22 protein-coding genes and 1 riboswitch are annotated in these 22,634 nt (G+C 53.0%); of the genes, 10 read left to right on the top strand and 12 right to left on the bottom strand.

Features of this window, described 5'->3' with window-relative positions; genetic code table 11:
* Positions 1 to 22 precede the first annotated feature (22 nt).
* The 4 genes from ybiB to OGX98_RS05160 form a co-directional block, all read right to left on the bottom strand.
* Positions 23 to 991 (bottom strand): DNA-binding protein YbiB, encoded by a 969-nt coding sequence (gene ybiB, locus OGX98_RS05175; protein ID WP_045441178.1) that lies wholly within the window; start codon positions 989 to 991, stop codon positions 23 to 25.
* A 29-nt stretch (positions 992 to 1,020) separates the two neighbouring features.
* On the bottom strand, positions 1,021 to 3,171 hold the full coding sequence (gene dinG / locus OGX98_RS05170; RefSeq protein WP_200010651.1) for an ATP-dependent DNA helicase DinG: 2,151 nt from the start codon (positions 3,169 to 3,171) through the stop codon (positions 1,021 to 1,023).
* Positions 3,172 to 3,348: 177 nt separating this feature from the next.
* A complete protein-coding gene (locus OGX98_RS05165) occupies positions 3,349 to 4,770 on the bottom strand; it encodes a DASS family sodium-coupled anion symporter (RefSeq protein WP_048221798.1) in 1,422 nt (473 codons plus the stop codon).
* Positions 4,771 to 4,803: 33 nt separating this feature from the next.
* The gene (locus OGX98_RS05160) at positions 4,804 to 6,156 is read right to left on the bottom strand and encodes a class-II fumarase/aspartase family protein (protein ID WP_045441175.1); all 1,353 of its coding nucleotides are present in this window, start codon (positions 6,154 to 6,156) and stop codon (positions 4,804 to 4,806) included.
* A 202-nt stretch (positions 6,157 to 6,358) separates the two neighbouring features.
* Here OGX98_RS05160 and OGX98_RS05155 point away from each other — a divergent pair, with 202 nt between their 5' ends.
* Entirely contained in the window at positions 6,359 to 7,093 is a 735-nt protein-coding gene (locus tag OGX98_RS05155; RefSeq protein ID WP_048221800.1) for a GntR family transcriptional regulator, read from the top strand.
* Positions 7,094 to 7,127: 34 nt separating this feature from the next.
* On the opposite strand, the gene rhlE is transcribed toward OGX98_RS05155, so the two are convergent.
* The gene (rhlE, locus tag OGX98_RS05150; RefSeq protein ID WP_045441173.1) at positions 7,128 to 8,474 is read right to left on the bottom strand and encodes an ATP-dependent RNA helicase RhlE; all 1,347 of its coding nucleotides are present in this window, start codon (positions 8,472 to 8,474) and stop codon (positions 7,128 to 7,130) included.
* A 228-nt stretch (positions 8,475 to 8,702) separates the two neighbouring features.
* Here rhlE and cecR point away from each other — a divergent pair, with 228 nt between their 5' ends.
* Genes cecR through OGX98_RS05125 form a run of 5 tightly spaced genes read left to right on the top strand, consistent with a single transcriptional unit; the run spans position 8,703 to position 14,344 of the window.
* Complete coding sequence (cecR, locus tag OGX98_RS05145) at positions 8,703 to 9,380, top strand: transcriptional regulator CecR (protein WP_045441172.1); 678 nt, start codon at positions 8,703 to 8,705, stop codon at positions 9,378 to 9,380.
* Positions 9,377 to 10,372 carry a secretion protein HlyD gene (hlyD, locus tag OGX98_RS05140; RefSeq protein ID WP_048221803.1) on the top strand — a complete coding sequence of 332 codons (996 nt, stop codon included), beginning with the start codon at positions 9,377 to 9,379 and terminating at the stop codon, positions 10,370 to 10,372. Before cecR ends, hlyD begins: the two co-directional genes overlap by 4 nt.
* The gene (locus OGX98_RS05135) at positions 10,365 to 12,101 is read left to right on the top strand and encodes an ATP-binding cassette domain-containing protein (protein ID WP_284096544.1); all 1,737 of its coding nucleotides are present in this window, start codon (positions 10,365 to 10,367) and stop codon (positions 12,099 to 12,101) included. The genes hlyD and OGX98_RS05135 overlap by 8 nt, the downstream gene beginning before the upstream one ends.
* Positions 12,094 to 13,227, top strand: a complete 1,134-nt coding sequence (locus tag OGX98_RS05130; protein WP_048221805.1) for an ABC transporter permease — start codon at positions 12,094 to 12,096, stop codon at positions 13,225 to 13,227. The genes OGX98_RS05135 and OGX98_RS05130 overlap by 8 nt, the downstream gene beginning before the upstream one ends.
* A 10-nt stretch (positions 13,228 to 13,237) precedes the next feature.
* The gene (locus tag OGX98_RS05125) at positions 13,238 to 14,344 is read left to right on the top strand and encodes an ABC transporter permease (RefSeq protein WP_045441168.1); all 1,107 of its coding nucleotides are present in this window, start codon (positions 13,238 to 13,240) and stop codon (positions 14,342 to 14,344) included.
* Here OGX98_RS05125 and OGX98_RS05120 read toward each other — a convergent pair.
* Positions 14,306 to 14,716, bottom strand: coding sequence for a YbhQ family protein (locus OGX98_RS05120; protein ID WP_045441167.1), 411 nt, complete (start codon positions 14,714 to 14,716; stop codon positions 14,306 to 14,308). The two genes, OGX98_RS05125 and OGX98_RS05120, sit on opposite strands and share 39 nt — an antisense overlap.
* Before the next feature lie 130 nt (positions 14,717 to 14,846).
* Here OGX98_RS05120 and OGX98_RS05115 point away from each other — a divergent pair, with 130 nt between their 5' ends.
* The 3 genes from OGX98_RS05115 to OGX98_RS05105 are packed head-to-tail and all read left to right on the top strand — an operon-like array spanning position 14,847 to position 17,808.
* Positions 14,847 to 15,608, top strand: coding sequence for an endonuclease/exonuclease/phosphatase family protein (locus OGX98_RS05115; RefSeq protein ID WP_286594927.1), 762 nt, complete (start codon positions 14,847 to 14,849; stop codon positions 15,606 to 15,608).
* Entirely contained in the window at positions 15,605 to 16,846 is a 1,242-nt protein-coding gene (gene clsB, locus OGX98_RS05110) for a cardiolipin synthase ClsB (protein WP_045441165.1), read from the top strand. Before OGX98_RS05115 ends, clsB begins: the two co-directional genes overlap by 4 nt.
* Positions 16,846 to 17,808, top strand: coding sequence for a lysylphosphatidylglycerol synthase domain-containing protein (locus OGX98_RS05105; protein ID WP_286594926.1), 963 nt, complete (start codon positions 16,846 to 16,848; stop codon positions 17,806 to 17,808). Before clsB ends, OGX98_RS05105 begins: the two co-directional genes overlap by 1 nt.
* Before the next feature lie 55 nt (positions 17,809 to 17,863).
* Here OGX98_RS05105 and OGX98_RS05100 read toward each other — a convergent pair whose 3' ends face one another.
* From OGX98_RS05100 to moaA, 6 genes are all read right to left on the bottom strand, one after another.
* Positions 17,864 to 18,568 (bottom strand): Bax inhibitor-1/YccA family protein, encoded by a 705-nt coding sequence (locus OGX98_RS05100; RefSeq protein ID WP_040230421.1) that lies wholly within the window; start codon positions 18,566 to 18,568, stop codon positions 17,864 to 17,866.
* Positions 18,569 to 18,609: 41 nt separating this feature from the next.
* Entirely contained in the window at positions 18,610 to 19,062 is a 453-nt protein-coding gene (gene moaE, locus OGX98_RS05095; protein ID WP_048221808.1) for a molybdopterin synthase catalytic subunit MoaE, read from the bottom strand.
* Position 19,063: 1 nt separating this feature from the next.
* A complete protein-coding gene (gene moaD, locus OGX98_RS05090) occupies positions 19,064 to 19,309 on the bottom strand; it encodes a molybdopterin synthase sulfur carrier subunit (RefSeq protein WP_045441162.1) in 246 nt (81 codons plus the stop codon).
* Positions 19,302 to 19,787 carry a cyclic pyranopterin monophosphate synthase MoaC gene (moaC, locus tag OGX98_RS05085; RefSeq protein WP_045441161.1) on the bottom strand — a complete coding sequence of 162 codons (486 nt, stop codon included), beginning with the start codon at positions 19,785 to 19,787 and terminating at the stop codon, positions 19,302 to 19,304. The genes moaD and moaC overlap by 8 nt, the downstream gene beginning before the upstream one ends.
* Positions 19,788 to 19,789: 2 nt before the next feature.
* Positions 19,790 to 20,302 carry a molybdenum cofactor biosynthesis protein B gene (gene moaB / locus OGX98_RS05080; protein WP_045441160.1) on the bottom strand — a complete coding sequence of 171 codons (513 nt, stop codon included), beginning with the start codon at positions 20,300 to 20,302 and terminating at the stop codon, positions 19,790 to 19,792.
* A 21-nt stretch (positions 20,303 to 20,323) separates the two neighbouring features.
* Positions 20,324 to 21,313, bottom strand: a complete 990-nt coding sequence (moaA, locus tag OGX98_RS05075; RefSeq protein ID WP_045441159.1) for a GTP 3',8-cyclase MoaA — start codon at positions 21,311 to 21,313, stop codon at positions 20,324 to 20,326.
* Positions 21,301 to 21,446, bottom strand: a riboswitch (molybdenum cofactor riboswitch). Its footprint overlaps the gene before it by 13 nt.
* Before the next feature lie 264 nt (positions 21,447 to 21,710).
* Between moaA and yvcK the strand changes: the two genes are divergently transcribed.
* On the top strand, positions 21,711 to 22,619 hold the full coding sequence (gene yvcK / locus OGX98_RS05070) for a uridine diphosphate-N-acetylglucosamine-binding protein YvcK (protein ID WP_045441158.1): 909 nt from the start codon (positions 21,711 to 21,713) through the stop codon (positions 22,617 to 22,619).
* The last annotated feature ends 15 nt before the right edge of the window (positions 22,620 to 22,634 follow it).

Genomic DNA, 22,634 nt, shown 5'->3' with positions numbered 1-22,634 from the left:
ACCCGTCGGAAGAGTCAGATAATCAGAAGCATTGTTCGACGCGGGTAACCCCTTCAGCCAGCGTCCCGACTTCGCCGGTTGCCACCAGGCAGCACGCCATCTGAATTTTCAACGAGGCCGGTATCGGCTCGCTTCCGGCAAGACAACGCTCAATCCAGCGAGCCGTTGTTTCAGGATCTTTTGCCACTGGCAATGGCACCGGCTCGTCCGGCATATCACTCTGCCTGTCCTGCAATACCCGAACGCCGGAATAGTCTATCAAGCTTATCTGTGGGCAGCGCTGAGGGTTAGCATACACTTCACCTTCCGTACCATGCATCAGCAGGCCACGCCCCCCGATATCGCCAAAGAATTTCGCCACCCGCGAAACATATTCCGGGTGCGAAACACTGGAAAGGCGCAGCGCAACGTCCTCAGCAAACGGCGTGGCTAATTTCGCCAGCGTATGCGCACTGTTGCGTACGCCCATCCGCCAGCGCATCGCCAGCTGTTTCTCCAGTGGAGGGCATAAGGCACTCACCGGGATAAACACCGGCTCATGTCCATCCAGTTTTGCCTGTGCCTGCCCGGCATGCAGCGTTGGCGCAATGCCCAGCAGTTCAAAAATGGTTTCCGTCAGTACGCGAGTCGGATCCTCACTGACACCGTGTACCACCACCGGGAAGCCCAGCTTATGCAGCAAAATGGCCAGCAGCGGGGTCAGGTTCGCCTGCTTACGTGCCCCGTTGTAGGTGGGAATAACAATTGGCATGGGTTTGGCGACAGGCGGTGTCAGACGAATAGTATGGTTTTGCATCGCCTCATAAAAACCGAGCATCTCCGCTTCCCCTTCCCCTTTGATACGCAGCGCAATTAATACGCCGCCCATCTCAAGATCGGGCACGTCGCCATTCAACATGTGGGTATACAGTCCGCGAGCGGTATCCTGGTCCAGGTCACGCGCGTGATTTTTTCCTCGCCCAATCTCTTTAATGATTTTGCGGTAATCCATCGAAAACTCCTTGCCTGTTGCTCACATCGTTAACGCCGCCGACGGCGCGTGGGTTTCGCTTTTTCTTTTGGTTTTACTATAACGTCTGGCACAGCAGGTTGCTCTATAGGAAAAATGGGTAACGCATTCAGTAAACGCTTACCATAGTTTTTGGTCAATAAACGCTTGTCATAAATAACCACTTCACCCCAGCAGCCGTGGCTACGAATGAGTCGCCCGACCTGCTGGATCAAATTGAACGACGCCGCAGGTAAACTCTGCACCTCAAAGGGATAACGATTCAGGCTTTTCAGCCACTCGCCTTCGGTAATCACCACCGGGCTGTCGATAGGTGGAAACGCAATTTTGTGGATATGCACCTGAGTCAGCAACTCGCCTTTCAAATCTAAGCCTTCGGCGAAAGACTGTAAGCCAACCAGCACGCTACGTTCACCGCTTTCCACTCGCTTACGGTGCAGCTCCACCAGACGATAACGCGGTTGATCGCCCTGTACCAGCAACAACAGGCGCAGATCGGTCACATGCTCAAGAAAACGCTGCATCGCGCGCCCGCTGGCAAACAGCACCAGCATGCCCTGATGTTTTTTGCTTTCCAGTTGCTCGCGAAAATAGGCCGCCATTTCCGCTATATGCTGCTCTTCATTATCAATCAATGGCTCATAGCGCATCTGAGGAATAACGATCTTGCCTTGCTCAACATGATTAAACGGTGAATCGAGCGCGACAAACCTGTCTCCTGCTTTTTCTTTCAGGCCGCTCATTTCCTGCAGGCGCGAGAAACTGTTGAGCGAGCGTAAGGTAGCTGAAGTGACAATAATATGCGGTACGCTGCGCCACAGCAGCCGTTCAAGCTGATCGCTGACGCGGATCCCCACGCAGTGGAACCAGACATGGATCTGTCCGTCACGCACATCGCGCGTCACCCATTTAGTCACCGGCGCACCTGATGATTGCGCAAGCGACGCCAGCCGCCACAGTTTACTCTGCGCTTCGAACATACCCAGCGCCCGGTTCATCTGCAAAATGACCCGGTGCAGACGCACGATATCGTGGCTGCCGGTTTTTTCGCTGAGATCGTTGAGGAACAGTTCCGCCAGACCGCGCAACATTTCCGTCAACTTCGCCAGACGCTGACAAATTTCCATCACTTCCGCAGGCAACTCGCCCATTGCAAAGCGGTGTTCGGCCTCCTGCGTGGCGGGCAGATACAGATTGAGAATGTTGTTTAATGAAGCGATCAGTTCGTACAGTTCTTCGCAGTGGGCGTTCAGCCGCTCAGGATTAGCCAGCGGTGGCGTGGTTTTCGGACGGAACTGCTCCAGGCAGGTACCGACTAATTTGCTGAACAGATCCAACTGGAGTCGATACCAGGGTGCCGTAATTTCCGCACTCATTTCCAGCGCATCGCGTGCAACATCTGGCAAGTGGTGACCTTCATCAAGAACCAGCAACAGGTTTTTCGGTTCCGGTAAAACGGCCTCGCTTTCCATAGCCGCCATCACCAGTGCGTGGTTCGCCACCACCACTTCAGCTTCCTGAATTTCCCGGCGGGCAACAAAAAATGGACATTCACGATAGTAGTGACAGTTACGGTTCAGACAACTGGCTTTATCGGTGCTCAGACGCTGCCAGAGTCCGTCGTCAATGGCGATATCCGTATGGTCGCGAAGCCCGTCCCACTTGTAGCTGTCGAGATCGCCTTTCAGCCTGGCACAGCGCTTTTGTTCTTCCTGGTTATTTGGCGTCAGTTCATCGTCGAGGAACGCCAGCAGATCCTGCTGATTAGGTTCGGTACTGGCTAATGCAGCTAAATTTCGTGGACAGACATAGCGTCCGCGACCAAAGGCAGCGGTAAAACGCAGATCAGGGATAATTTTTCGCAGCAGCGGCAGATCTTTACTGTAGATTTGATCCTGCAACGCAACGTTGGCGGTGCTGACCACCAGCGTTTTTTGTTCTTCACGCGCAATGGCAATACCGGGGATCAGGTACGATAACGTTTTCCCTACGCCAGTCGGTGCTTCAATCGCCAGATGCCGCCCTTCTTCTCCAGTCAGCGTTTTAGCGACATCAGCAATCATCTGCCGCTGTGGTGCTCGGGGAATAAAGTCGGGGATCTGTTCCTGAAGCGCCTTATACCAGGCGGCAATTTGCGCTTTTAGCGCAGCAGTTAATGCCATGAGAAAACCTGAAATACTGTATAAACAGCCACTATTGTGGCACATTTCAGGCGCTGGATGTACCTTTTTCCCCCAAACTGGAAAGCGCTTCGCAACTCGGGTTCACTTTGCCGGATGTCGGCTTACGCCTTATCCGGCCTGCATTTATACATATTGCAGGCCGAATAAGCGTATCGGTTAATAGTATCCCAGTAGCTTCCACCACAGCATACCCACGGCAAAAATGATAATCACATTCACCGTCACCACGCAGAGGTTGATTTTGTAAAAGCGCGGTCGTTCAAAATAACCTTGCGCAAAATAGATTGGGCCAGGTCCGCCGCCATACTCCGTATTACCCCACATCAGATTGCTGAAAATACCGAAGCAAATAGCCACCATCATCGGCGGTGCGCCTGCAGCGATCGCGGTGGCCGCAAAAGGTGCGTACAGCGCCGCTACATGTCCGGTCGCGGTTGCAAAGAGATAATGGACGTAAATATAGAGGATCCCCAACATAATAAAGGACTCTATCGCGCCAAATCCCTGAATACCGCTACCCAGCTTGATCGTCATCCATTTAATAAAGCCCAGATCGGCAAGCCCGGTCGCGAGGCTGATAATGACGCTAAACCAGATCACCGTATCCCAGGCCGCATGGTCATTGAGCAGGCTTTTCCAGCTCACGGCGCCCGAGGCGAACAGATAAGCAGCCAATCCCAGTCCGACTGACGTCGCAGACAATCCTGTGATCAAACTTGTGCCCCAGCCAACCAACGCCAGCACAAAGCCGAAAGCGACTTTTTTCTCGTTGCTGCTCATCGCGCCGAGTTCCCCCAGCGCCTGCTTACCCATCGCTTTTGCCTCTGGCGTGCGCTTAAGCTCAGGATCCAGCAACTTATAAACCAATAGCGGCATCAGGCAAAAACAAACCATCGCCGGGACCACTGCGGAAACAAACCACCCGCCCCAGGTTATCTCAACGCCTAATGAGGATTTCGCCAGGCTCGCCACCAGCGGATTCGCCGCCATCCCGGTGAGAAATATCGCCCCGGTAATCGGCGTAAACTGAAAGCACACCATGGTTAAGAAATCGCCAATACGTTTGCCCGTTACCCCAGGAGCCGAGCCCAGCACATCATTAATTGAACGCGTGATAGGGAAAATAATCCCCCCGGAACGCGCGGTCACCGACGGCATTGCCGGGGCCATAATCAGATCGGAAACCCCCAGCGAGTAGGCGATACCCAGACTGCTACCGCCAAAAAGCGACAACATCTTATACGCAATACGTTTCCCCAGACCCGAGGTGACAAACCCCAGAGAAAGGACATAGGCGCAGAAGATGAGCCATACCGTGCCGGAAGCAAACCCGGAAAGCGCTTTCGCCTCTGGCAACGTTTTGGTAAAAATCACCACGCAAAGCGCAATCAACATGACCGCCCCCGAAGGGAGCGGTTGGGTCAAAATGGCGGCAATAGTGGCGGCAAAAATAGCAAACATATGCCAGGCCTGAGGCGTCAGCCCCTCAGGTACGGGATAAAACCAAATGATTCCGCCAATCGCCAGCGGTATCAGGAATGACAGAATGGATTTTCCCGTGACAGAATTCGTTGACATAAAAATATCCTTATTCCGTTAGCCCGAGATAATTCATTTCCGCGACATATATTTGGCCAGCACCTGATCGACCATCGCGGGTGCCATCCCCAGGTAATTTGCCGGGTCGGTCAGCTCCTCAATCAACTGCGGATCCAGACGTTCTGAGACTGACGGCATCGCATTCAGTACATCGGCCAGTCGTCCCCCCTGTTCATTAACGATACGGCAGGCGTCGTACACTACGTCATGCGCATCCTGACGGCCAATATATGGCGCCAGACCCATCATGACCGCTTCGGCCACAATCAAACCATTGGTCATACCGAGGTTACGTTTCATCGCCGCTTCATCAACCACCAGCCCCGCCAGCATAAAGTTGGCCTGATGCAACGCCCCCGCGCTGAGGACGAAACTTTCCGGGATAGCAATCCACTCGGCATGCCACGGCCCGGTTGCCCGTTCCAGGTCCTGTACCATCGCATCCAGCATGAGCCCTGCTTGCTGACGTACGCCTTTGGCACAGGCCAGCATCAGCTCACTGGAGATAGGGTTTCGTTTCTGCGGCATGGTGCTGCTGGCGCCGCGTCCTTTAACAAACGGCTCGTACAGTTCGCCAAACTCGTTTGATGCCATCAGCATCACGTCATAAGCGATCTTGCCCAGAGAACCAGTCATAACCGCCAGCAGGTTTACGGCTTCAGCAAAACCATCGCGCGCGACGTGCCAGGTAGACGTAGGTACATTGAGTCCCAGCTCTTCCATCATGGCTTTTTGTACCGCCAGCCCTTTATCGCCCAACGATGCCAGCGTACCGGCTGCGCCAGCAAATTCACCGACCAGCACACGTGGACGCGCCTGAGCAAGACGCTCGGCATGGCGTTCGAACATATCCAGCCAAATGGCAGCTTTATAACCAAAGGTCACTGGCAGCGCCTGCTGCAGATGAGTTCTCCCCGCCATTGGCGTATCGCGGTACCGACGAGCAAGATCGGCCAGCGTCGCACGAAGTTTGTCCATATCGGATTCGATTAATGCAAAAGCATCACGAATTTGCAGCACTACCGCAGTGTCCATAATGTCCTGGGTGGTCGCCCCCCAGTGCACGTAACCGCCGGACTCTCCGGCCTGTTTTGAAATCTGATGCACCAGCGGCAGGATCGGATAACCCACAATTTCGGTTTCATGACGCAGCAAATCAAAATCAAGCGTATCGGCATTGCATTTCTCAGCAATTTCCTGCGCCGCAGCTTCGGGTATCACGCCACAGCGTGCCTGGGCTTTAGCTAATGCCACTTCCACTTCCACGTATTTGCGCACCAGTTCGCGATCGTCAAACACCGCGCGCATTGCAGGTGTACCGAAAGAATCCCTGAACAGAACAGAATCAAGCACATTCGAAGCCATAAATCCCCCTGGAAAATCTGATAATGATAAGATGCGTGTTTCAGGCCGTTTGTTGGAAGAACAAAGACCACCACATTGTCCAGACATACAACAATGTCCGTACATTTAAATGTACGGACATTTATAGTATTCACAAGGAATGTATGGAATAGTCCGTACATATTTTTGTGATGAAGATCATTAATTTTTTGATGAAACTGCGATGAAAGAATCTCTGTACAAGCGAATAGCACGTGAACTGGCGCAGCAAATATCGGTGGGTACTTTTGCCCCAGGCTCGCTGTTTCCCACAGAAATGGAGCTGTGTGAAACATGGCAGGTCAGCCGCCACACCATACGAGAGGCATTGAGGGAATTAACGGAACAGGGGTTGATTTCACGCCGTAAAGGCGCAGGAACCCGCGTTTGCGAACCACAGGCAAACGGCGTCAACCACCCATTATCGCATCTTGAAGATCTGTTACTGCTGGCGAAAAACAATCTGCGCGTGATTAAAAAAATCGATGAAATTGTCGCGGATATTGAGCTTTCCCAGATGATTGGTTGTCCGCCGGGCTCCCGCTGGCTGCACATTGCCAGCACCCGCGAAGATGCGCAAAACCCGGACGCGCCAATCTGCTGGACCGACAGTTATGCCAGTACGGATTACGCCAAGCTGCGCGCTTACATCCGCAACGATCCACACTCGTTAATTAGCGATTTGATCGAAACCCATTACGGTATTAAAAGCCATGAGGTACATCAGACGATTACAGCCGTGGGCGTGCCTAAAAAGGTGGCGAAAATCCTCAACGTAGAACCTGATTCACCGGCGATGAGAATTGTGCGTCGCTATATGGACAGGGAAGGAAAGGTATTTGAAACGACGATTTCGATTCACCCGGCAGGACGGTATACCTGCTCAATCGTGCTGAAACCGCAGAGTTCAGGTGAGTAAAAAAACCTGCCGACATGGCAGGTTTTTCATTCAATTACTGTGCTGAAGACGGTCTGCGAGGACGACGTGGCGGACGAGGCTTATCGCCTGCCGGTTTGCCTTCACTGCTGCGCGGCTTCGCTTTTGGCGCTCCGCCATCCTGACGACGCGGTTGCTGCCCACGCCCTGCACCACCCTGTCCGCGGCCACCACCACCGCCACGCTGTTGGCGTCCGTTCTGGATCGGCTCAGCTTTGATGGACGGGTCCGGCTCGTAGCCCGGGATAGCAATACGTGGGATCTCTTTTTTCAGTAGCTTCTCGATATCACGCAACAGTTTGTGCTCATCGACGCACACCAGAGATAACGCTTCACCCGTTGCCGCCGCACGGCCGGTACGACCAATACGGTGTACATAATCTTCCGGCACGTTCGGCAGCTCGTAGTTCACTACGTGCGGCAGTTCTTCAATATCCAGTCCGCGCGCGGCGATATCGGTCGCCACCAGAACCCGAATATCACCGGATTTAAAATCGGCCAACGCACGCGTACGCGCACCCTGAGATTTGTTACCGTGAATGGCTGCACTGCGAATGCCGTCTTTATTCAGCTGTTCTGCCAGGTGGTTAGCGCCATGTTTGGTACGGGTAAAGACCAGTACCTGCTGCCAGTTACCCTGGCCAATCATCTGCGACAACAATTCGCGCTTGCGTTTTTTATCAACGAAATGAACGTGTTGAGTAACCTGCTCAGAAGCGGTATTACGACGAGCCACTTCAATTTCCAGCGGGTTATGCAGCAGCTTTTCAGCAAGCGCTTTGATGTCGTCAGAGAACGTTGCAGAGAACAGCAGGTTCTGACGTTTTGCCGGCAATTTTGCCAGTACGCGACGAATGTCATGGATAAAGCCCATATCCAGCATACGGTCCGCTTCATCCAGCACCAGGATCTCAATCTGATCCAGTTTGACCGCGTTCTGATGTTCCAGATCGAGCAAACGACCGGGAGTCGCCACCAGCACATCAACACCGCCACGCAGTTTCATCATTTGCGGGTTAATACTCACACCGCCAAAAACCACCAGTGAGCGGATATTCAGATACTTACTGTAATCGCGGACGTTTTCACCAATCTGCGCAGCCAGTTCACGTGTTGGTGTCAGAATCAGCGCACGCACCGGGCGACGGCTTTTGCCATGCGGCTGATGGGTAATAAGATGTTGTAGCAGCGGCAGGGTAAAGCCTGCTGTTTTACCTGTACCAGTCTGGGCGCTGGCCATCAGGTCACGGCCTTCCAGCACTGCGGGAATTGCCTGCTGCTGAATAGGGGTTGGTTCACGGTAACCCTGCTCGGCAACGGCGCGCAAAATATCAGGATTTAAACCAAGGGAATCAAAAGACATAACTACTCCGAACCGCCCCGACCGTTACCGGTGTCGTTTTCAGGGAGATACTCGCAAAAGAGATGACAAAAACCACAATGTCATGAAGGGGCGGAGTGTAGCAGTTTTTGTGATGTACCGCATAAATTATCCCGCCAGCCGAAAAAACAAAATAAACCACCACACTGGACAATATCGAACATCAGTCATAATCTTAATCAATCGATTGATTAAGATTATGACCGTGCAATGAATACACCAACCATGACAACAAAAGGTGAACAGGCAAAGAACCAGCTCATTGCCGCCGCGCTGGCACAATTCGGTGAGTATGGCCTGCACGCGACGACGCGCGATATTGCCGCCCTGGCCGGGCAGAACATTGCCGCAATTACCTACTATTTTGGTTCAAAAGAAGATTTATATCTTGCCTGCGCCCAGTGGATTGCTGATTTTATCGGTTCACAGTTTCGTCCCCACGCAGAGGAAGCTGAGCGCCTGTTTGCCCAGCCAGAGCCGGATCGGGCGGCAATGCGCGAACTTATTCTGCGCGCCTGCAAAAATATGATCATGCTGTTAACCCAGGACGACACCGTTAATCTGAGTAAATTTATTTCGCGTGAGCAGCTTTCGCCCACCGCCGCTTATCAACTGGTGCACGATCAGGTACTCAATCCTCTACATACACACCTGACACGCCTGATTGCTGCCTATACTGGCTGCGATGCCAACGATACCCAAATGATCCTGCACACCCACGCCATACTCGGCGAGGTACTGGCCTTCCGGCTGGGTAAAGAAACCATACTGTTACGCACTGGCTGGTCACAATTTGATGAGGATAAAGCCGCGCTGATTTCCCAAACGGTCATCTTTCACATCGATCTTATTCTGCAAGGTTTAACGCAAAGGAGTCTGGACTCATGAAAAAACCTGTCGTTCTTGGGCTGGTTATCGCGACACTCGTGGCCGTGATTGCCGGTGGAACGTGGTGGTATCAAAGCCGACAAGATAACGGCCTGACCCTGTACGGCAATGTCGACATCCGTAGCGTCAACTTAAGTTTTCGTGTTGGTGGCAGACTGGCCTCGCTAGCCGTTGACGAAGGTGATGCCATTACCGCCGGTCAGGTGCTGGGCGAGCTGGACCATGCCCCATACGAAAACGCACTGATGCAGGCAAAAGCCAATGTCGCCGCTGCACAGGCGCAATACGACCTGATGCTGGCAGGGTATCGTGAGGAAGAGATCGCACAAACCGCAGCAGCCGTGAAACAGGCTCAGGCGGCATACGATTACGCACAAAACTTTTACAACCGCCAGTCAGGATTGTGGAAAAGTCGCACGATTTCCGCCAATGACCTGGAAAACGCCCGTTCTGCACGCGACCAGGCGCTGGCCACACTGAAATCTGCCCAGGATAAACTTTCGCAATATCGCAGCGGTAACCGCCCACAGGATATCGCCCAGGCGAAAGCAACACTCGAACAAGCTCAGGCCCAGCTGGCGCAGGCTGAACTTGATTTGCATGATACAACTCTCACCTCACCGTCTGACGGCACGTTGCTAACCCGAGCGGTCGAACCCGGCAGCATGCTGAACGCGGGCGGCACCGTGCTTACACTGTCGCTTACCCGTCCGGTCTGGGTTCGCGCCTATGTTGACGAACGTAATCTGAGCCAGGCACAGCCAGGACGAGAAATTCTGCTCTATACCGATGGCCGTCCGGATAAACCGTATCACGGTAAAATAGGCTTTGTATCTCCTACCGCAGAGTTTACGCCCAAAACGGTTGAAACCCCGGACCTGCGTACCGACCTGGTTTATCGCCTGCGTATTGTTGTGACAGATGCGGATGATGCATTACGCCAGGGGATGCCTGTCACGGTGAAACTCAGTGACGAGGCGCGGCATGAATGACGCCGTCATTACGCTTAGTGGACTGGTCAAACGCTTCAAAGGCCTGGAAAAGCCGGCGGTTGCACCGCTCGACTGTACCATTCACGCTGGCTATGTCACCGGTCTTGTAGGGCCAGACGGCGCAGGGAAAACGACCTTAATGCGTATGCTGGCGGGCCTGTTGAAGCCAGATGACGGTAGCGCGACAGTGATCGGTTTTGACCCGATAAAAGACGATAGCGCGCTGCATGCCGTGCTGGGCTACATGCCGCAAAAATTTGGCCTGTATGAAGACTTGACCGTCATGGAGAATCTCAATCTCTATGCCGATTTACGTAGCGTGACCGGTGAAAAACGCAAAGAGACCTTTGCCCGTTTGCTGGAGTTTACCTCGCTGGGGCCATTTACCGGGCGTCTGGCAGGAAAGCTCTCCGGCGGGATGAAACAGAAGCTGGGTCTTGCCTGTACCCTGGTTGGTGAGCCAAAAGTTCTGTTGTTGGATGAACCAGGCGTTGGTGTGGACCCCATTTCTCGTCGCGAACTGTGGCAAATGGTGCACGAGCTGGCCGGGGACGGCATGCTGATCCTCTGGAGCACTTCCTATCTTGATGAAGCCGAGCAGTGTCGTGATGTGCTGCTGATGAACGAAGGTGAACTGCTGTATCAGGGCGAACCGACCCGACTTACGCAAACCATGGCGGGACGTAGCTTTTTAATGAGCAGTCCGCAGGAAAACAACCGGAAGCTGCTGCAACGGGCGTTAAAACTGCCGCAGGTCAGCGACGGGATGATTCAGGGCAAATCTGTTCGACTGATCCTGAAAAAAGAGGCGACAGCGGATGATATTCGTCATGCCGATGGCATGCCGGAGATTAATATCACCGGGACTGCCCCACGCTTCGAAGACGCCTTTATCGATTTGCTCGGCGGAGCGGGAACCTCTGAATCTCCGCTGGGCGCCATCCTGCACACCGTGGAAGGAAAAGCGGGTGAAACGGTCATTGAGGCCAAAGCGCTGACCAAAAAATTTGGCGACTTTGCCGCCACCGACCATGTGGATTTCGCCGTACAGCGCGGTGAAATTTTTGGCCTGTTAGGGCCAAACGGGGCAGGCAAATCCACCACCTTTAAAATGATGTGTGGCCTGCTGGTCCCCACTTCCGGTAAAGCACTGGTGCTGGATATGGACCTGAAAGTCAGTTCAGGGAAAGCGCGCCAACATTTGGGCTATATGGCGCAGAAATTCTCCCTGTATGGCAACCTGACGGTTGAACAGAATCTGCGCTTTTTCTCTGGCGTTTACGGCCTGCGCGGTCGTGCGCAGAAAGAAAAAATTGATCGTATGAGCGAGGCGTTCGGCCTGAAAAGCATCGCCTCCCATGCCACTGACGAGTTGCCTCTGGGGTTTAAGCAGCGTCTGGCGCTGGCCTGCTCACTGATGCATGAACCCGATATCCTGTTCCTTGATGAACCGACCTCCGGGGTCGATCCCCTCACCCGCCGGGAGTTCTGGCTGCATATCAACAGCATGGTGGAAAAAGGCGTTACGGTGATGGTTACCACCCATTTTATGGACGAGGCGGAATATTGTGACCGTATCGGACTGGTGTATCGCGGTAAGCTGATTGCCAGCGGCACGCCGGATGACCTGAAAGCGCAAGCCGCCGATAATGATACGCCGGACCCAACCATGGAACAGGCGTTTATTACGCTTATCAATGACTGGGATAAGGAGCATGCGCATGAGTAACCATACTCTTTCCTGGCGACGCGTGCGTGCGCTGTGTGTGAAAGAAACGCGCCAGATCGTTCGCGACCCCAGTAGCTGGCTGATTGCCGTGGTGATCCCGCTACTGCTGTTGTTTATCTTCGGCTACGGCATTAACCTCGACTCCAGCAAGCTTCGGGTGGGGATTCTGCTCGAACAACAGAGCGAAGAGGCACTGGACTTTACCCACGCCATGACCGGCTCGCCATATATTGACGCCACCATTAGCGATAGCCGCAAGGAATTGATTGAGAAGATGCAGGCCGGGCGAATTCGCGGACTGGTGGTTATCCCGGTAGATTTTGCTCAGCAGATGGCGCGGCCAAACGACATCGCCCCGATCCAGGTGATCACCGATGGCAGCGAACCCAACACAGCTAACTTTGTGCAGGGCTATGTGGAAGGCATCTGGCAGATTTGGCAAAAACAACGGGCGGAAGATCGGGGAGAATCATTCGAGCCGCTGATTGACGTGCAAACGCGCTACTGGTTTAACCCGGCGGCCATCAGCCAGCACTTTATTATTCCTGGCGCAGTCACCATCATTATGACGGTGATTGGCGCGATCCTCACCTCATTAGTGGTTGCGCGAGAATGGGAACGCGGGACGATGGAAGCACTGCTCTCTACTGAAGTGACCCGCGTCGAATTACTGCTGTGCAAACTGATCCCCTATTACTTTCTTGGCATGCTGGCGATGCTGCTCTGCATGCTGGTGTCGGTGTTTATTCTTGGTGTTCCCTACCGCGGTTCGCTGCTGATCCTGTTTTTTATCACCAGCCTGTTCTTGCTCAGCACGTTAGGGATGGGATTGCTGATCTCCACCATCACCCGCAATCAGTTTAACGCCGCACAGGTGGCACTGAACGCCGCTTTCCTGCCGTCGATTATGCTGTCGGGATTTATCTTCCAGATAGACAGCATGCCGGCAATTATCCGCGCGGTGACCTACATTATCCCCGCCCGTTATTTTGTCAGTACCTTGCAAAGCCTGTTTCTGGCGGGAAATATTCCGGTAGTGTTGATTATCAACGTGCTGTTTTTAATCGCTTCGGCGGTGATGTTTATTGGTCTGACGTGGCTTAAAACCAAACGTCGGCTGGATTAAGGGGACAGGCATGTTTCATCGCTTATGGACATTAATTCGCAAAGAGCTGCAATCGCTACTGCGCGAGCCGCAGACACGCGCAATCCTGATTTTACCGGTGCTGATTCAGGTCATCCTGTTTCCTTTCGCTGCAACACTGGAAGTGACCAACGCCACTATCGCCATCTATAACGAAGACAACGGCAAACATTCGGTGGAGTTAACCCAGCGTTTTTCCCGCGCCAGCGCCTTTACTCATATCCTGCTGCTGAAAAATCCGCAGGAGATCCAGCCCACCATCGACACGCAAAAAGCACTACTGCTGGTGCGTTTTCCGGCCGATTTTTCGCGCAATCTGGATACCTTCCAGCAGGCGCCCATGCAGCTAATCCTCGACGGGCGTAACTCTAACAGCGCGCAGATCGCCGCAAATTATCTGCAGCAGATCGTCAAAGAATACCAGCAGGAGCTGATGGAGGGTAAAGCTAAACCGAACAACAGTGAACTGGTGGTGCGTAACTGGTATAACCCGAATCTGGATTATAAATGGTTCGTGGTGCCGTCACTGATCGCCATGATCACCACTATCGGCGTAATGATCGTCACCTCGCTGTCGGTTGCCCGCGAGCGCGAACAAGGTACGCTGGACCAACTGCTGGTTTCCCCGCTCACCACCTGGCAGATTTTCATCGGTAAAGCGGTGCCTGCGCTGATCGTTGCCACTTTTCAGGCCACCATCGTGCTGGCAATTGGCATCTGGGCGTATCACATCCCCTTTGCCGGTTCGCTGGGGTTGTTCTACTTTACGATGGTGATTTATGGGTTGTCGTTGGTGGGCTTTGGTTTACTGATTTCATCGCTGTGCTCAACACAGCAACAGGCATTTATCGGCGTTTTTGTCTTTATGATGCCCGCAATTTTACTCTCAGGGTATGTCTCTCCGGTCGAAAATATGCCGGTATGGTTGCAGAACCTGACGTGGATAAACCCTATCCGCCATTTCACGGACATCACGAAACAGATTTACCTGAAGGATGCGAGTCTGAAGATTGTCTGGGGAAGTTTGTGGCCGCTTTTGGTTATTGCGGCCACAACCGGTTCAGCGGCGTATGCGATGTTTAGACGCAAAGTGATGTAGTTTCTTGTCTTTCGCCAGCAGTGAGACCACTGCGGGGCCGGCAAGGATAACCAGTCCCGCCAGTGCCAGTAACACGTTATTTTGCAGCACGCGGGACAGCAGCCACAGTACGATCATCGCCGCACCGAAATACCACGTGGTCGTGAGCTCTTCCAGCACATCGGCCACATCGCGCCAGCGCTGCTCATGATGACGCTGTAACGCCAGCATCAGTAAAACTGTTACGCCATAAATGACGCATAATCCCAGACCGACGCGCACCAGCGTGCCACTCATCCAGCCCATTACCAGCAACGCCACTACCAGTAAATGCAACACAATCTGCCAGCAACTAAGACCCGTTGCGACACGAACACGTTGTTGCCACCTCATGGCTTTTCTCCTGAAGGATTTTTAACTAATTATTCAGAGTACCGGACTTTACGGAAAATTCCGTAACACCGCATCCTTTTGTGACGCCGACTACACTATTTAAAAGAAAAATGACGCCGACAGGAGACCCATGACCGAACCAACCGATCGATTTTCATTCAATGTGCTCACTATTAATACGCATAAAGGTTTTACCGCCTTTAACAGACGCTTTATTTTGCCTGAGCTACGTGATGCCGTCAGGACGGTCGGTGCGGATATTGTGTGTCTGCAGGAAGTGATGGGAGCGCACGACATTCACCCGTTGCATGTGGAGAACTGGCCGGATACCACACACTACGAATTTCTGGCTGATACGATGTGGAGCGACTTTGCTTACGGGCGTAATGCCGTTTATCCACAAGGGCATCACGGCAATGCGGTATTGTCACGTTATCCCATCGAACATGATGAAAATCGCGATGTTTCAGTCGGGGGAAGCGAAAAACGCGGCGTGCTTTACTGTCGCATCGTGCCGCCAATGTTACCTCGCCCTATCCATGTGATGTGCGTACATCTTGGGTTACGTGAAGCTCATCGCCAGGCACAGTTGTCAATGCTGGCCGATTGGGTGAATGCCCTGCCCGATGACGAACCTGTCATCGTCGCCGGGGATTTCAACGACTGGCGGCAAAAGGCTAATCATCCGTTGAAAGCCCAGGCCGGTCTTGAAGAGATTTTTACCCGGGCCCACGGACGCCCGGCGCGAACCTTTCCGGTGCATCTGCCGCTACTACGCCTCGACAGGATCTACGTAAAAAATGCCAACGCCAGTACGCCAACTGCGCTGGCGCTCCACAACTGGCGACATTTGTCTGACCATGCCCCCCTCAGCGCGGAGATTCATTTATGAAAAATGGCTGGCGTGAAGGCAATCAAATTCAGCTACTGGAAAATGGCGACCAATACTATCCCGCCGTCTTTGAAGCTATTGAGCAGGCACAACAAAAGATAATCCTTGAGACCTTTATCTGGTTTGAAGATGAAGTCGGAATACGGCTGCATGCTGCGCTGCTGAGAGCCGCTCAACGCGGGATCAAAGCAGAAGTGCTACTGGACGGCTACGGTTCACCAGATCTCAGCGATCGTTTTGTCGACGAATTGACCGCCGCCGGAATTGTTTTTCGTTATTACGATCCGCGCCCTCGCCTGCTGGGCATGCGCACTAACCTGTTTCGGAGGATGCATCGCAAAATAGTCGTGATTGACGATCGCGTCGCCTTCGTCGGCGGAATTAATTATTCCGCCGAACATATGTCTGATTATGGCCCTGAAGCTAAGCAGGATTATGCCGTGCGGGTTGAGGGTCCTATCGTGGTCGATATCCTGACATTTGTACTGGAAAACCTGCCAGGACAAAGCGCCGTACGCCGCTGGTGGCGGCGCCATCATCGGGCGATTGAGAATCGTCAACCTGGCGAAGCGCAGGCGCTATTTGTCTGGCGCGATAACGAAGAGCATCGCGATGATATTGAACGTCATTATCTGAAAATGCTGACTCAGGCCAGACGGGAAGTGATCATTGCCAATGCCTATTTCTTCCCAGGTTATCGACTGCTGCATGCGCTGCGCAAAGCTGCACGACGCGGGGTACGGGTGAAGCTTATCGTCCAGGGGGAGCCGGATATGCCGATTGTAAAGGTTGGTGCTCGCCTGCTGTACAACTATCTGGTGAAGGGCGGCGTCCACGTTTATGAATACCGACGCAAACCTCTTCATGGCAAAGTGGCACTGATGGACGATCACTGGGCAACGGTTGGCTCCAGCAATCTCGACCCACTCAGCCTGTCGCTCAACCTGGAAGCAAATATCATTATTCATGACCGCGCCTTTAACCAGACCCTGCGTGACAATCTGGACCCTATTATTGCGCAAGACTGCAAACGCGTTGATGAATCCATGCTTCCAAAACGCACCTGGTGGAATCTGACCAAGAGCGTGATGGCATTCCACTTTTTGCGCCATTTTCCGGCGCTGGTCGGCTGGTTACCCGCACACACTCCGCGCCTTGCCCAGGTTGAGCCGCCTGCCCAGCCCACTATGGAAACACAGGATCGCATTCAGGCAGAAGATGCCGGAGGGAAACCCTGATGGCAAAATCTCATCCGCGTTGGCGATTAGCGAAAAAAATCCTCACCTGGCTCTTTTTTATAGCAGTCATCGTGTTACTGGTTATTTATGCCAGCAAGGTGAACTGGGAAGAGGTGTGGACGGTTATCCGTGATTACAATCGGCTCGCCCTGCTCAGCGCGATTGGACTCGTGATCGTCAGCTATTTGTTCTATGGCTTTTATGACCTGCTTGGACGGTATTATTGCGGGCATAAACTGTCAAAACGCCAGGTAATGCTGGTATCGTTTATCTGTTACGCCTTCAACCTGACATTAAGTACCTGGGTCGGTGGTATTGGGATGCGCTATCGGCTTTACTCGCGCCTTGGATTGCCGGGAAGTACTATCACGCGCATTTTCTCGCTCAGTATTACCACCAACTGGCTGGGCTACATCCTGCTGGGCGGTTTTATTTTTACCTTCGGCGTCGTTCAGTTACCCGCGCATTGGTATATCGATGAGCTTACGCTACGCATTCTGGGCGTGTCGCTGCTGCTGATTATTGTCGTGTATCTGTGGTTTTGCGCATTTGCCAAACATCGCCACATCACGATTAAAGGTCAAAAACTGGTACTTCCATCATGGAAATTCGCCCTTGTTCAGATGGCAATATCCAGTACCAACTGGATAGTCATGGGGGCAATTATCTGGCTGCTGTTAGGCCAGGGCGTGGATTATTTCTTTGTACTCGGGGTGCTACTGGTGAGCAGTATTGCCGGGGTGATCGTGCACATTCCTGCGGGGATCGGTGTACTTGAAGCCGTATTTATCGCCTTGCTGGCAGGAGAAGAGACCTCGCAAGGCTTGATCATCGCCGCCCTGCTCGCGTACCGGGTGCTCTACTATTTTATTCCGTTGCTGCTGGCGCTGGTGTGTTATCTGGTACTGGAGAGTCGGGCGAAAAAGCTGCGGGTAAAGAACGAGAAGGCGATGGCAAAATAGCCGTGAGATTTATTGCCGGATAGCATTGTTAACACCGCCATCCGGCAACAGATATTTAACGACGATTGCCGAAAATACGCAGCAGCATCAGGAACAGGTTGATGAAGTCCAGATACAGCGTTAACGCCCCGAGAATCGCGTATTTACGCAGGTTAGAGCTGTCACGCAAGTCGATCTGCTCGCCGATATTTTTCAGCTTTTGCGTGTCATAGGCAGTCAGGCCGACAAACACGATCACTCCAATGTAGGTCACCGCCCACATCAGCGCTTCACTCTTCAGCCAGAAGTTAACCAACGAAGCCAGCACTATGCCGATCAACGCCATAAACAACATATTGCCGAAACCACTGAGATCGCGTTTGGTGGTGTAACCATACAGACTCATGATGCCGAACATTCCGCCGGTAACCACAAAGGTGCTGGCGATAGACGAGTAGGTATAAACGATAAAGATACTCGACAGCGTTAGGCCGGTTAATGCCGAGTAGAGCATGAACAGCGTGGTCGCCATTCCGGCACTGAGCTTTTGCACCATGCCCGAAAGAACAAACACCAGCGCAAGCTGGGCAATAATCAGCCCAAAGAAAGTAATTTTGCTTGAGAAGACAAACATCATTACCGCTGGCGTATTCGCCGCATACCACGCAATAAAGGCCGTCAGTAACAACCCACAGGTCATCCAGCCGTACACCTGCGCCATATACGTTTGCAGACCGGAACGGGCCTGTACAATAGAATCGGATCGTGGGAATCGGTCCATGACAATCTCCTGAATCAGTATGAGCCTACAACAATTGTACTCTACCAGCGTTTTGCTGCTTGTTTATCGCTGTCACGGGCGTCCACCCAACGTTCGCCTTCCGGCGTTGCTTCACGCTTCCAGAACGGCGCGCGAGTCTTCAGATAATCCATAATGAACTGGCCGGCATCAAACGCGCTGCTGCGATGTGCGCTGGTTACGCCGACGAAGACGATTTCATCCCCAGGCCACAGTTCGCCGATGCGATGTATAACCGTTACGCGACCTAACGGCCAGCGTTCACGCGCCTCTTCGACGATTTCTGCCAGCGCTTTCTCGGTCATGCCTGGATAGTGTTCCAGCGTTAACGCCTTTACGCTGTCGCCGAGGTTGTGGTTCCGGACTTTACCGGTGAAAGTGACCACCGCGCCATCTTCGTCGCGCTCTGCCAGCCAGGGATATTCTTCCCCGACGCTAAACGGAGCATGTCCAACAACAATTCGCGTTTCAGCCATCTCAGCCTCCGGTTACCGGCGGGAAGAAGGCGACTTCATCTCCCGCTTTAACGGGATAATCAAAGCTGACCAGCGTCTGGTTAACCGCAGCCAGCAGTTTGCCGTCTTCGAGAGCCAGCGCCCAACGATCGCTTTTGGCGGCCAGATGCTGGCGCAGCGCCTCTACCGTAGGAAATTCTGCTGTGACGTCTAACGCATCCGTGTCCACCAGTTCACGTACCTGGGCAAAGAAAAGAACTTTAATCATGCGCATCCACCTTAAAATCTCCCGACTTGCCGCCGCTTTTCGCCAACAGCCGCACCGGACCAATCACCATATCCTTTTGTACCGCTTTGCACATGTCGTAGATGGTCAACGCAGCCACCGATGCCGCCGTTAAAGCTTCCATTTCGACACCGGTTTTACCGGTCAGACGACACAGCGACTCAATGCGCACACGGTTGTGCTCCGGCTCGGCGCGCAGATTAACTTCAACCTTGCTGAGCATCAGTGGGTGACACAACGGGATAAGATCCCAGGTGCGTTTGGCCGCCTGGATACCGGCAATTCGGGCCGTAGCGAAAACGTCGCCTTTATGGTGGCTACCGTCGATAATCATTGCCAGAGTTTCGCTGCGCATGGTGACGAATGCTTCAGCACGCGCTTCACGTACGGTTTCCGCTTTGGCGGAGACATCCACCATGTGCGCTTCGCCAGCGGCGTTAATATGAGTCAGTTGCGACATACTTATTTCTTCAAATGTGGGTGGAAATTACACGGACGTGTACGGGCATCAAGCTGCGGCGCAATAATGTTTTCCCAGGCGGTACGACACGCTTTAGTCGAACCCGGCATAGCGAAAATCAGCGTTTTATTGGCGACCCCGGCAATCGCACGGGATTGCAGCGTCGCAGTACCAATCTCTTCAAAAGAGAGCATACGGAACACTTCGCCAAAACCTTCGACTTCTCTGTCAAACAACGGCTGCAGCGCTTCCGGCGCCTGGTCTCCTTCAGTCAACCCCGTGCCACCAGTAATGAGCACTACCTGCACGTCGTCGCTGGCAATCCAGGCAGACACCTGGGCGCGAATAGCGTAACGGTTCTCTTTGACAATTGCCTTATCAACAATCTGATGACCTGCTTCCAGTGCAGAGTCACGCAAATAATGACCTGAAGTGTCGTCTTCTTCACCACGACGGCTGGAAACAGTAAGAATAGCAATGCGTGTCGGGATAAATTCAGCGCTTACCTGACTCATCTTTAATCTCCTTTTTGTAGATTATCCACCGATATATGAGAGGTTCTGGGTTATGCCGGTATTGTTCTGATGCAGGAAGTGGGTTTGCTTTTTCTCTAGCAGCGCGGCAGAGATGCGCTCTTCCAGCGCTTGCTGCTGCGCATCATCCTCCAGCAAATCACGCAGGCTAACGCCGCCTTCACCAAATAAACACAAATGAAGTTTGCCGACAGAAGAAACGCGCAGACGGTTACAGGTGGCGCAGAAGTCTTTTTCATAAGGCATGATCAGGCCGATCTCGCCGGCATAATCAGGATGACAGAAAACCTGCGCCGGACCGTCGCTGCGCTGGCGTAGCTGGTGGATCCAGCCGCGACGCAGCAGTTCATCGCGCAGAACCTGCCCGGAGATATGGTGTTTACGAAAGAGAGAACTGCCTTCGCCGGTTTCCATCAGTTCAATAAAGCGCAACTGGATTGGACGCGGCTGGATCCAGGCAAGGAAGGTATCCAGTTGATGATGGTTCACGTCGCGCATCAGCACGGTGTTCACTTTCACTTTTTCAAAACCGGCATCAAATGCAGCATCAATACCAGCCATTACCTGCTGAAATTTGTCCTGTCCGGTAATGGCGTGAAACTGGCGAGCATCAAGGCTGTCGACGCTGACGTTCAGCGCCGTGAGTCCCGCTTCGCGCCAGGTAGCGGCATCCCGCGCCAGACGGTACCCGTTGGTGGTTACCGCAATCTGACGGATAGCGTCATTTTCACGCACGGCGGCGATGATGTCGGTAAAGTCGCGACGCAAGGACGGTTCGCCTCCCGTCAGACGCACTTTTTCCGTTCCCAGGCTGGCGAACGCACGTGTGACACGACGAATTTCATCAACGGTCAGAAAGCCGTTATTGGTAACGCCGCCGGGCTTATAGCCATCCGGCAGACAGTAGGTGCAACGAAAGTTACACACATCGGTAATCGACAAACGTAAGTAGTAAAACTTACGAGCGAAAGCATCAGTAAGTTGAGAGCCCATGTACACCTTTCCAAATACGGGAGGCGAAGTCATTTCTTCCTGCGCCCTGGTGACAATCTCATATAAGCATTGTCACGGCCAAAGCACCGTATCATTTGACCCAGGTGCAGTGGCTAGAGTGTTTATTGTGGTTATGCCGATACTAGCGTGTAAATGGTAGTTTTGCCATGTACACTTTCGCTGTATAAACACGTATATAACGACATGATCGTGCATTTTCGCTACAGAATAAGTAAAAACCACACTTTTGCATTGATATACATCATCTTGTCGTAAGGTGAGCCTCGTCAGAAAGAGGTAGATCACAGAAAATTTTTTCTCTGAAACCCGCTGGCTAATTGCTGAAAACACGCAATTTACGCTACTGTACGCTGATCAATTGATATCAGGAAAATATATGCGTACTCGCACGCTGGCGGATCTGGATCGCGTTGTCGCTCTCGGCGGAGGGCATGGATTAGGACGCGTTCTCTCTTCACTTTCCCCTTTAGGCTCACGCCTGACGGGCATTGTTACCACCACCGATAATGGCGGTTCCACAGGCCGCATTCGGCGCTCCGAAGGGGGTATTGCCTGGGGAGACATGCGTAATTGCCTGAACCAGTTAATTACCCAGCCAAGCGTCGCATCCGCCATGTTTGAGTATCGTTTTGGCGGTAATGGCGAGCTTTCCGGGCATAACCTCGGAAATCTGATGTTAAAGGCGCTGGATCACCTGAGCGTGCGGCCTCTGGAAGCCATCAATTTAATTCGCAGTCTACTGAAAGTGGATGCGCATTTAATTCCGATGTCAGAGCTGCCGGTGGATCTTATGGCTATCGACGATCAGGGACATGAGGTCTATGGCGAAGTGAATATTGATCAGCTCACTATTCCCCCTCAGGAGTTGATGCTTTCGCCAAAGGTCCCGGCCACGCGGGAAGCGATTGAAGCTATCGCGGAAGCGGATTTGATTCTGATAGGACCGGGCAGCTTTTACACCAGCCTGATGCCGATCCTGCTGCTCGATGAACTGGCGCAGGCATTGCGTCGCACTCCGGCACCGATGGTTTATATTGGCAATCTGGGGCGTGAATTAAGCCTGCCAGCCGCCAGCCTGACGCTCAGAGATAAGCTGGCAATCATCGAACAGTACGTCGGGAAGAAGGTCATTGATGCGGTAATTGTGGGGCCGAAGGTGGATGTTTCAGCCGTTACTGACCGCATTGTGATTCAGGACGTGCTGGAAGCCAGCGATATTCCTTATCGCCACGACCGCCAGCTATTGCACACCGCGCTGGAAAAAGTAGTACAGGCTTTAGGCTGAGCGAATTTGCCTGAT

Origin of the sequence: Citrobacter sp. Cm046, assembly GCF_030333065.1 — a bacterium.
GTDB classification, from domain to species: domain Bacteria; phylum Pseudomonadota; class Gammaproteobacteria; order Enterobacterales; family Enterobacteriaceae; genus Citrobacter; species Citrobacter murliniae.
The sequence above is the reverse complement of the archived record's forward strand: the minus strand, read 5'-3'. Positions and strand labels throughout refer to the sequence as shown.

Excerpts from the sequence above, each read along its gene's own strand:
- ybiB (WP_045441178.1), bottom strand. The coding sequence starts at position 991 with ATGGATTACCGCAAAATCATTAAAGAGATTGGGCGAGGAAAAAATCAC.
- dinG (WP_200010651.1), bottom strand. The coding sequence starts at position 3,171 with ATGGCATTAACTGCTGCGCTAAAAGCGCAAATTGCCGCCTGGTATAAG.
- OGX98_RS05165 (WP_048221798.1), bottom strand. The coding sequence starts at position 4,770 with ATGTCAACGAATTCTGTCACGGGAAAATCCATTCTGTCATTCCTGATA.
- OGX98_RS05160 (WP_045441175.1), bottom strand. The coding sequence starts at position 6,156 with ATGGCTTCGAATGTGCTTGATTCTGTTCTGTTCAGGGATTCTTTCGGT.
- OGX98_RS05155 (WP_048221800.1), top strand. The coding sequence starts at position 6,359 with ATGAAAGAATCTCTGTACAAGCGAATAGCACGTGAACTGGCGCAGCAA.
- rhlE (WP_045441173.1), bottom strand. The coding sequence starts at position 8,474 with ATGTCTTTTGATTCCCTTGGTTTAAATCCTGATATTTTGCGCGCCGTT.
- cecR (WP_045441172.1), top strand. The coding sequence starts at position 8,703 with ATGAATACACCAACCATGACAACAAAAGGTGAACAGGCAAAGAACCAG.
- hlyD (WP_048221803.1), top strand. The coding sequence starts at position 9,377 with ATGAAAAAACCTGTCGTTCTTGGGCTGGTTATCGCGACACTCGTGGCC.
- OGX98_RS05135 (WP_284096544.1), top strand. The coding sequence starts at position 10,365 with ATGAATGACGCCGTCATTACGCTTAGTGGACTGGTCAAACGCTTCAAA.
- OGX98_RS05130 (WP_048221805.1), top strand. The coding sequence starts at position 12,094 with ATGAGTAACCATACTCTTTCCTGGCGACGCGTGCGTGCGCTGTGTGTG.
- OGX98_RS05125 (WP_045441168.1), top strand. The coding sequence starts at position 13,238 with ATGTTTCATCGCTTATGGACATTAATTCGCAAAGAGCTGCAATCGCTA.
- OGX98_RS05120 (WP_045441167.1), bottom strand. The coding sequence starts at position 14,716 with ATGAGGTGGCAACAACGTGTTCGTGTCGCAACGGGTCTTAGTTGCTGG.
- OGX98_RS05115 (WP_286594927.1), top strand. The coding sequence starts at position 14,847 with ATGACCGAACCAACCGATCGATTTTCATTCAATGTGCTCACTATTAAT.
- clsB (WP_045441165.1), top strand. The coding sequence starts at position 15,605 with ATGAAAAATGGCTGGCGTGAAGGCAATCAAATTCAGCTACTGGAAAAT.
- OGX98_RS05105 (WP_286594926.1), top strand. The coding sequence starts at position 16,846 with ATGGCAAAATCTCATCCGCGTTGGCGATTAGCGAAAAAAATCCTCACC.
- OGX98_RS05100 (WP_040230421.1), bottom strand. The coding sequence starts at position 18,568 with ATGGACCGATTCCCACGATCCGATTCTATTGTACAGGCCCGTTCCGGT.
- moaE (WP_048221808.1), bottom strand. The coding sequence starts at position 19,062 with ATGGCTGAAACGCGAATTGTTGTTGGACATGCTCCGTTTAGCGTCGGG.
- moaD (WP_045441162.1), bottom strand. The coding sequence starts at position 19,309 with ATGATTAAAGTTCTTTTCTTTGCCCAGGTACGTGAACTGGTGGACACG.
- moaC (WP_045441161.1), bottom strand. The coding sequence starts at position 19,787 with ATGTCGCAACTGACTCATATTAACGCCGCTGGCGAAGCGCACATGGTG.
- moaB (WP_045441160.1), bottom strand. The coding sequence starts at position 20,302 with ATGAGTCAGGTAAGCGCTGAATTTATCCCGACACGCATTGCTATTCTT.
- moaA (WP_045441159.1), bottom strand. The coding sequence starts at position 21,313 with ATGGGCTCTCAACTTACTGATGCTTTCGCTCGTAAGTTTTACTACTTA.
- yvcK (WP_045441158.1), top strand. The coding sequence starts at position 21,711 with ATGCGTACTCGCACGCTGGCGGATCTGGATCGCGTTGTCGCTCTCGGC.